The sequence below is a fragment of the Mycobacterium sp. NGS61 genome, assembly GCF_059812325.1.
The window spans coordinates 88879-98419 of the sequence record NZ_JCALCL010000013.1; the positions used below are offsets into that span (position 1 = coordinate 88879).

A 9541-nucleotide genomic window follows, 5' to 3' on the forward strand; every position below is an offset into this window, starting at 1 on the left:
GGACCGGACGATAACTCGGCATCCGACACGACCAAGTAGCGACACGGTGGGACCCAAATCGTCGGTGCCCGGCAGTACTGTGAAAGTGATTCGGCCGAAGTGAGGAGTGCGGATTGATGGGCGCCGATCGTGGCGAGCCGCTGGGGCGGCGCGGCCGACGGCCGCACGACTACTTCGACAGTGTTCCCAACCACCTCGATACTCTTCCCGACTACAGAAGGCTGGCCCGCGAAATCGGACAGAAGATCGCCGCCACTCGGCCGCCGAATGTCCTGGCGCACAACGGTCGGGTGTTCTGGAAGCTCACCGATGCCGACAGTGGAGCACTCGCCTGGCTCGCATTCACCCGGCCAGGTGCACGTTCGGCGCTGGCCCAGCGCAAGGTGTGGACCCTGATCCCGCACCTGCAGGAATTCATCGCTAACTGGTACGTGAGCGTCGACCATGAGCTCACCGATCAGAGCCAGTGGATACACACGAACATCGACGTCTATGAGGCACGCGAACTGGTGCTGCTGGTGCCGCAGCCGCACGCCGAGGACATCAAGCGGATCACCCGACCCGAAGCGGTGCTGACCCTCGACGACATCGACCGGCACAAAGTGACGACCGTGCTTGGAAAGGGAACTGCTCAAGCGATGAAGGCTCGACGATGACTCGCCTGAATAAACAGGAATTTCTAGCCTGGGCGTACGACGACCTACTCACGAACACGACTCGTGGTGTGCTGGCCGAGTACATCGTGGCCAAAGCACTCGGCATTCGCGACACGACACGCGTGGAATGGGACCAGTACGACCTCGAGATCGACGGTGTCAAGGTAGAGGTGAAATCAGCTGCCTACGTGCAAACGTGGAAGCAATCGCAGCTATCGAAAATCGTGTTCGGAATCCGCCCCGCGATGGGCTGGGACTCCCGCACCGACACCTATGCGACCAGCACACAGCGAAGCGCCGACGTGTACGTTTTCTGTCTGCTCGAGGGTGAGGACCGCGGACATATTGACCCACTCGACGTGGCTCAGTGGACGTTCTACGTCCTGTCAACAAGCGAGCTGAACCGACAAGTTCCGACACAGAAGAGGATTCGACTCGGACCGCTGATAGCGCTCGGTCCGCGCAAGTGCACATACGACGAGCTCAAAGCCGCCATTCACGAGGCAGCATCGGTTAATCGCGGCGCTTAGAGTGCCGTCCCCGCGCGGTTACGTCATGCTGCCCCTGCGGCAAATGGTTCAGGTCTCCTCGAAAGATGCCCGCTGGACGTGAGAGGGACCCGTTTGGTGTCCAGTCCTATGCGACTTTCGGTTGATGGGTCGCGGCCCACATGGTTAGAAACCCCGCCGACATCAGCTGGTGCACAGCGCTTGATGGATATTCTGCAGGGATGCGTGCCAAGGAGGGTACTTTCCGGGATCTAATGACCCAGGATCGGCAGTTTCAGGTTCCGCTATACCAGCGTCATTACCGCTGGAAGACCGATCAGCAAGAGGTGCTTTGGCAAGACATTCTCGAGCAATACCGGGCGTTGACGGAGGGCTCCGCGGCGCCCAAGCACTTCATCGGCAGTGTCGTCGCGGTTGAAAAGGATGCCGACCCGCTGCATGACTTCCGGGAATTCCGCGTCGTCGATGGCCAACAGCGCCTGACGACGCTATCGCTAGCGTTGGCCGCACTTCGTGACGTCGCCAAGGTCGATGATCCCGAGCAGTTCGATCGTCTCAACAAGAAGTACTTGATCAATGACACCGAACCGAAAGGTTCACACCGGTGGGCGCGGTTGGTGCCCGGTGACGAGGACGCCGCGCCGTATTGGACAGTGCTCACCGACCCCGGCGCCGCATCTGGGCACAGTGCGATTGTCAACGCCTATCACTTCTTTCACCGCAGGATCGGCGTTCTGCATGCGTCGGGCGAACTGGTGTCCGATAGCCTCGCTACCACGATTGGGGATCGGCTGGCTTTGGTGTTCGTGACTGTCAGCGAAGGGGAACGCCCGCATAAGATCTTCGAATCAATCAACGCGACCGGTGTTGGATTGACCCAATCGGATCTGCTGCGCAACTACCTGTTCATGGCCTTGGGGCCGCGGTCCAACTCGGTTTACGTCCAGCACTGGCGGCCGCTGGAGAAACTGCTCGGCACCGACGGCCTCGAGGGGCTGGTACGAGATGACCTGCAATCCTCCGGTGACTTCGTCAAACAGGGCGACGTTTACCGCACTGCGCGAAGCCAACTGGAACCGTACGCCGCCGACCTCGACTTCTTGGAAAGTCACGTCAAGAAACTCGCTCGCCGCGGCGCCTATTACGCGGTCTTCCAGCAACCCGCAGACCCTGGCGTCAACGTAGCTGAGCTCGGTATCACCACGGAGGCGTTACGCCACCTCGCCTTCTTGAAAGGATGGGGTGCCAGTACGACCTACCCTCTGCTGCTGCACCTCTATGCGCGAGTTGACGCCAGCGGCGCTACTCCTGAACAAGCCGAACGCTGCCTGGAGGCCATCGAGTCGTTTCTCGTCAGGCGCTACCTCGTCGACACCCCGACTAACGTCTTGAACCGACTGTTTACAACCGCTATCGGCAATCTGCCCCAAGGTGAACCGATCGACACCGCGCTGCGCCGAGAGCTATCGCGGGACAAACGCTGGCCCGACGACAACCGGGTACGGGAAGGCATCGCCACGGTCCCGTACTACCTCAACGGCCGCGCGTATCAGCAGCGTCTGGTGCTGCAGCGATTGGAGTCGTATCTGCGAGCCGAGGTGGATCTCGACTTCAATTCGGCGAAACTGTCCATTGAACACGTCATGCCCCAAACCCTGAGTGACGGCTGGAAGAAACAACTAACCGGCGCCGGCCACGACCCTCGGGAGGTGTTCGACCGGCTGGGACACACTCTGGGCAACCTCACCCTGACTGCCTGGAATTCCAAGCTGTCGAATCAACTCTTCGAGCGCAAACAGGAGATCCTCCAAGACTCCGATTTCAAGCTCAACGACGCCCTGACCGCAGCGTCGGAGTGGGGACCCGAGCAGATCGAGGCCCGATCGCACGCATTGGCCGACGCAGCGATCGCCCTGTGGTCACCACCAGTGCCTGGTGTCGTATCGGCCAAATCTGGGTTCGACTGGAGCCGCGTCGACGACGCCGTCGCCGCCATCCCAGCCGGCTCCTGGACCTCTTACGGCGACCTGGCCGAGTTAGCCGGCACCGCAGCCCAACCGACGGCCAACCACATTGCACACGACCCGACGGTCACCAAGGCTTACCGCGTGCTCAGCGGCGACGGCTCCATCAGCTTCAAGTTCCAGTGGCACGATCCCGCCGACGATCGCGACCCCATGGAGATGCTGATCGGCGAAGGCATTGAATTCGATGACAACGACAAGGCATCCCAGGCGCAACGCCTGGGACCACCTGAGCTGGAAGCGCTGATCGACAACCAACCACCGGAATAGCGCAATCAGCTCGGCTCGCTGCACACCTGAATACCGATGGTGTTTGGGGCGTTATGAACATATTGTGCTGAGTGGCAGAGGTTGTTGGTTCCAGCAGCCGCGCCGAATATGCACGGAAACGGGCGGCCCCTGTCGGGCGAGACGCTACCGCGCGTGGTGGCCTTTAGAGGGTTTGTGCCATGTGCCCAGCCGTAGGCATCCGTCTAATCTGCCGTCACAGGCGAGGGAAATATCCTGTCGCTTCTGGAGCGGCTTCAGTGGTCGGCTTGGGGGCGGGTGCACGGTGAGTCTCCAACTGGGGAAGTCGGCAAACGGCAAACGGCATCGGTTCGCGTGTCCCCCACCGGGGGAGGGGCGCGGGGTGGCTGTGATTGGCCATAGTTCATGCATCTGGCATATCGACAGAGTTGCTAAACAATAGCAACAGGTCGACAACCGAATCGGGCTTCGCTATATAAGAATTGCCAACTCAAGCGAACACCTTGCACTGCAATCGTATTGGAGTTCATCGCACGGAACTCCGGTGGAGTTGCTCGATTCATCGCTGGACAGTCTGGTTGCGTATCGAGGCAGACTGTAAGAATCACTTTGGTGATGATCGAGTCGGACCAGTCCTTTGGTGGCTGCGATTTTCGGCTGCAGGTCGGCTACTGCAGTTGTGAAATGCGATTGCCGTTTCAGGGAATGCGATTACAGCGAACGGGGAGGCTCAGCTTTCGGCGAAAACGTGTATCGCAGGCCGCTGCCGACAACGCGATAAGTTTCAGATCCGCGCTGTGAGAATGGGTTTGGAAGGAGAAGGGGATTCGCGTGCTGTGGGTCCAAGGCGAACTGAACGTAGACAATGCGGTACGCGTCCCGCTTGGTGTTCTTTCGCGCCGCATCAATCTCCCGCTGGGTGAGTTCGAATTCGGTTCCGTCCTCCGCCGCCCCCTTGACCTCGAACATGAACCGCCCCGCCCTGGTCTGGACATCAATGTCGTAACCAAGAGTATCGTCGCCGTCGCGACCGCCCTCGACCTTGTCCCTGTATCCAGAACGCCAGTTGACAACCCCACTGGTCGCGTACTGCTGCTTGAGCCAGGCCAGCGCAATCACTTCAGCGGCGAGGCCGATGACCTGTCGCTGGCCCTCGCTGAAGCGGGTTAAGTTGCGGTAGACGGACCTCGGCCCCGCCTGATTGCGAGTTGGCTTGCGGGCGGCGGGAATCGGGCCAGGCTCGATTCTGAATGGGCTCCGTAACACGCTGGGCGGCAGTGTCTGGCGGACCTCGGCGGCTATCTCGGCGAAGCAATCGGGATCCACGCCAAATCGCCGCGAACCTAGCGTGATCGTGAATCTTTCTGCCTGTTGCCTAGCTCGTTGCTGTTCCTCCTCCGAACGGCCACGGGCGAGATCGTCGTCGGTGAGACTCAACCTCGCGGCCTCAAGGCTGTGAGGCATGTCAGCTGGCCAGATTTGTTCGCGTTCCATGTGTCCGAGAAGTGGTTGCAGGTCCCTGAGCTCGACGAAGTCGAGCAGACCTTGTTCATCTGCCCAGTCGGCGAGACGACCGCCGCACCCGTCGCCCGACCAGAGTTCGGGGCACGGCACGCTTGCCTTGATGCACCACGATCGCACCAATTTCGCAGCCGCGTCCCCAGCCGCGGTGACCTGACGACGATTGGCGGTCTGAAGGGCAGTCACCGAATTGGCAACGCCGACGTCGTGGGACAGTGCAAATGCCTCATTTTTTCGGAGCCAGTCGTCCACCTCGGAATGCATCACCGCATCATCTGGTATTTCGTAGTCATCGAGCCACGACGGGTTCCGGTCCAGTCCGGGGAGGCTGCGCAGCCTGACGTAGTTTCCCAGAGGTTCTCCGTCAGTGAACCGGGCGATGAATACCTGCTGTAGACGGCAGAGGATCGCGTCACGATTCCGCTTGACGAAATAAGCGAAAGCTTGTTCATGTGCGTCGGGGTCGGCGAGTGTTGGACGGCCCAAGCCCTCTAAGGCGAGGTTGAAATCCCGATATGTCACCTGCAACGCGTCGCGTAGTTCGCGAAGGCTCGACACGGTCTTAGTAATGGGAAGCAGATCCGGGGATTGAGGGAGATCGAAGGTCGTCAACGCCGAGCGGACGTCGTCCTCGGTGTTTGCGTGAGACAGCAGTCCAATCATCTCTTCGCCGGCAGCGACAGAGACCAAGCAAGCCACCGCAATAGGTATTCGATCACGCAGAACATCGATCTCGGAGCCAAGCCGTGCGGTCACATCATCGATCTGGCTTCGCGTGATGTCCAACGATGCAGCGCATCGATCCAACGTCGGTGGTTGATCGTCGTCGACGTCGTCGACGTGGTCGCGCCTCAAGCGGACCAGACTCTCGAAAAGAACTGAGCCGATTTCAGGTGCTCCGGTCACGGCGGCTATAGGGTGTGCCAACTTCTCCAGCGTTTCCCATCGGACTTCGTCATTGAAATCCGTGACAACAATCACAGGTTGGGATGGAGTGACGACCGCGAACGCCTCACGATGCGGCATCCGATCCGTGGCGGTGTGGCCGCCGATGGAAAGTCGCAATTCCCGTGCTGGTACCAGCCGGATCGTCCGCAAGCGTGACGCAGCTTCACGCAGGGATCGGTCGCCATACCTGCGGAACTGACCGCTGCGAAACTCTAACGCCGCAACTACGAGGCCGACGAGCCAGTCGTCCCCTGGTGAGATCAGCGGGAGACTGGGAGTGTCGTCGTCCAACGGAACACCGTCAATCTCAATCGAGACCTCTACATGCGAGAGCAACTGCACGTCATCACCGGATGCGCCCGCCTTGAGAGCTGCGGCAATCTTGCGACCATCCGCTGGTTCTGCACATACGATTGGAGCGCGGACCTCCTCGAGGAGTTTCGTTTTGGCGCGGTCGGTGCCGTCGTCGACATAGACCGGACCCCGTCCTTCTTCAAGCTCGAGAGCTTCGATCAACCCCTCACCACGCCGCACCAGGACCGAGGGTACGTACTCGGTCGGCCACCAATCACGTCCCTGTTGCAGGCTGTGATGGATAGCTCGTTCGTATTCTCGGGCAATTGGCCCCATCTCGGAGGGATCGGTCGCTCCGTCAGCGACCATCGCGTACAACTGTTCGGCAACATCAGGCGCATCGCGCGGATCGTTCCAGCATCGAATGCCACACCAGGAGCGAAGACGCTCGGGCACAGCGCTGTTTTGCTGTGCGAGTCGACGCAATGACGGCGGTACCAGCACCGCAAACTTCGGTGAGGTTTCGGACTTGCCGTCATCGAAGAGCCACGCTCCGGCTGGATCGCTGAATCGGGATTCGTCGCGATGCAGGACGGGCACCCAACGGGCCTCCCGGAGGAAGACCTGGACTGGGGTCGGCCATTTCAGCGGTACGTCCTGTGGGTGATTCGCTCTGCGTACCCCAACCGTCAGATAATCGACGGACCATACTTCGAGATTCTTAAAGATGAGCGCAGCGTATTGCTCTTTGGCTGCCGCGGAGAACTTCTCGAACTCGAATTGTCCCGGTAATCCCCATAGTTTGGTAACAGATGTGCACCTGGTCATGGGGTACCTAGAAAACCATTGTGCTTCACCGGTTTTTGATTGCCAGAGATTGGCAAAATCCAGGTCTAGATTGGCGAATCTCGCCCAAGCTCTGGGCGTGAATATCGAACCATCCGACCTGAACGGATCTTTACACAAGGACATCGGATGCAATCCGTCGCGTACACCGAGCCGCTTCAGATAGGCCGTCCACTCCGATATCGGCGCATCGTCAGGTACCCAGGTGTCAGGGGCTAGCAGCAGGTGTTCGTAAAGCTCGGCCAGGCTGGGCGAGGTTGAGCCTGTCAGTTGAATGAGCTGAACCAATGACGACCCCTGGGTATTAGGCCACTGCGCGGAGAACAGAGCTTCACCCGCGGGTCGCCAGTCGCTATTCGTGGGGACACGCAGGCCGATGGATCTCAACGTGGAATCGTTCGCCTTGTCCTTAAGTTTGTACGCGAATCGAAGGGCCGCTCGTAACACCGCAACATCGTCGTGGTTCTTCGGGTTCCTCAAAAAGCGTTGTACTGCAGCGAGGACATCCTGTGTTCGGTAGCGGTGCACAAGGTCGCTGTCTTCCAGAAACTTTCGGCACCTGCGGGCGATCTTCCGCGACCCATCTGCCGGGACGTACCAATTGAGGTCTTCGCGGGTGAATGAAATAGCCTTCGCAAGCTCAGGTGGCAGCGTGAAATCGAAGGCCGTATCGACATCTTCTTCACCTTCTGTTTGATCTCGAACGGGTGCGAAGAAGACTGTCCGAGACTGCCGCGCTTTATCGGAGATGCCGCAGTGCACTAGTTTGCTGTTGGTGTCGACGATCAGCCGGCGCCCGTGCAGCGGGGAAGCGTCTCTACCTGCGAATGCGTTGGCTATATCGTCGTAGAAATCCATCCACTGCTGACCTGTTGGTGCCGGATCAGTGCGCCACAACCGTTTGGCGACGACCTCGAGCCACTCGGCCACTTCGACATCACTGGGGTGCCCGTCATCAGTTCCGTTCGACAACTGGAGGCGTAGGTCGCCGAGATTCTCGATGCGCGCCGGCCCGAGATCGGGGTCAACGATTGTGGCGCCGGTGTGCTTGCATAGGAATTCAGCGGTGACTGTGTTCATCGCGTGACCGAACGTGTCCCAGCGACGTACGTCAGCGACGGCGCCGAATGTCGGCGTCTGGTTCAGAGAGACGATTGGCACAAGTCCTGACTCATCGATCGACCTTCCGAATTCCTCGAATGCAGTCGTCAGAAGCGGGAGATGATCGCTGTCCCAACAGATCAAGTCGAGACATAGCGGAGCGTAGTCGGTGGCGTTGTCCCGAATCCAGAATGCAGCATCGACAGAGAGTCGTGCGATCTCTTCGAGCAGGAATGCGTTGAACCGAACGCTGAACCGGACGCTGTTGCGATCGAGCTTGGTGAAAAATGGTGCATTCACATGGGCGGGAAAGGGCGCCTCGGAATCTTCCATCGGTAGGAAGGTGTAGAACCGCCACTCGCTGTCGGCATGATCGAGTTGCAGCGCAACGGAAACGGTGGAGTCTTGCTTCCAAGACGCCCACCGATCGCTGATCTCGGGGGCAGAATCGGAAATCGCGGCGCTTAGCGCGGTACCAGAAATGGGACGGGTGGCGACAATGAAAGTGCCCTGCTCGCCGAGGTCCACTTGGTCGACAGCCAGAGCATCCTGCTTGGCCATGCGCTTGATGCGGCGATGCATTCGGTCGTCACGTTGTGCCAAACCATCGGTAGCGCGGATACGCAGGTGTAGTAGATCGATGCGCTCGAGGAAGAGCAGCAGCGGTGTCGTGCTAGCTGTTAGCCGACCCATCTCGGTTTTCACGCGACGTGCGGCTCGCTCATCGTCCAGCGGAAGGCGAACCACGGTGCAGTAACCGGAATGTCGGAAGTCTGCGACCTGCGCCGGGACCTCATCAACCGGTATCGGAAGCGCGTATGGCGGGACGTCACGGAGCACGTCTTCGAGGTCTCCCTCACCGACCAACTGAGCGACATCCAGGCGTGTCGGAAGCCGGAAGCAGTAACCGTCGAACGTGCTCCTATCCGTCGAACCAGGTCGCGCCGAGTAGATCTCGGGCCATTGCGACACCTGCAGGACGCTCTTGAAGCCGACTCCTTTGTTGCCGATACCTTCACCAGGCTCCTTGTCGCTCTGGGCAATGTCTGTGATTGCGTCGAAGTTCTCGTCGATGAAGGGCCGACCGGTATTCGCTACGTACAACACACCGTGTTCGCCCTCGGCGAGGTCGAGGAGGACCGAAACCTTTCCGGCCGATAAGTCTTTTGGGTTTGCGTCGTACGCGTTCTGAATCAACTCGATCAGAAAGCGATCTCCGTACTCACGGGCAGCGTCTTCGCCATAGTGCTTGACGCTCGACGCCCATCGAACGCCTCGGGCACGCTCAAAGCGGTAGGCATCGATCGCGTTTACGGCTTTTTGACTGATGCGGTTGGCATAGTGCGCTGCGGATTGTTTCATCGGTCTCGCCTTGTCGGATGAAGCTTCGTAC

4 protein-coding genes are annotated in these 9541 nt (G+C 59.5%); 3 read left to right on the forward strand and 1 reads right to left on the reverse strand.

Going from position 1 to position 9541, the window contains the following annotated elements:
• Positions 1–116 precede the first annotated feature (116 nt).
• From AC5Y3Z_RS22355 to AC5Y3Z_RS22365, 3 genes are all read left to right on the forward strand, one after another.
• Positions 117–656, forward strand: coding sequence for a hypothetical protein (locus AC5Y3Z_RS22355; protein ID WP_473140035.1), 540 nt, complete (start codon positions 117–119; stop codon positions 654–656).
• Positions 653–1186, forward strand: coding sequence for a hypothetical protein (locus tag AC5Y3Z_RS22360; protein WP_473140034.1), 534 nt, complete (start codon positions 653–655; stop codon positions 1184–1186). Before AC5Y3Z_RS22355 ends, AC5Y3Z_RS22360 begins: the two co-directional genes overlap by 4 nt.
• A gap of 200 nt (positions 1187–1386) precedes the next feature.
• On the forward strand, positions 1387–3459 hold the full coding sequence (locus AC5Y3Z_RS22365; RefSeq protein WP_473140033.1) for a GmrSD restriction endonuclease domain-containing protein: 2073 nt from the start codon (positions 1387–1389) through the stop codon (positions 3457–3459).
• A 690-nt stretch (positions 3460–4149) separates the two neighbouring features.
• Here AC5Y3Z_RS22365 and AC5Y3Z_RS22370 read toward each other — a convergent pair.
• Positions 4150–9510 (reverse strand): sacsin N-terminal ATP-binding-like domain-containing protein, encoded by a 5361-nt coding sequence (locus AC5Y3Z_RS22370; RefSeq protein ID WP_473140032.1) that lies wholly within the window; start codon positions 9508–9510, stop codon positions 4150–4152.
• Positions 9511–9541 lie beyond the last annotated feature (31 nt).

Bases quoted from the DNA above. Each gene is read 5' to 3' on its own strand.
- AC5Y3Z_RS22360 (WP_473140034.1), top strand. From the start codon at position 653: ATGACTCGCCTGAATAAACAGGAATTTCTAGCCTGGGCGTACGACGAC.
- AC5Y3Z_RS22355 (WP_473140035.1), top strand. From the start codon at position 117: ATGGGCGCCGATCGTGGCGAGCCGCTGGGGCGGCGCGGCCGACGGCCG.
- AC5Y3Z_RS22370 (WP_473140032.1), bottom strand. From the start codon at position 9,510: ATGAAACAATCCGCAGCGCACTATGCCAACCGCATCAGTCAAAAAGCC.
- AC5Y3Z_RS22365 (WP_473140033.1), top strand. From the start codon at position 1,387: ATGCGTGCCAAGGAGGGTACTTTCCGGGATCTAATGACCCAGGATCGG.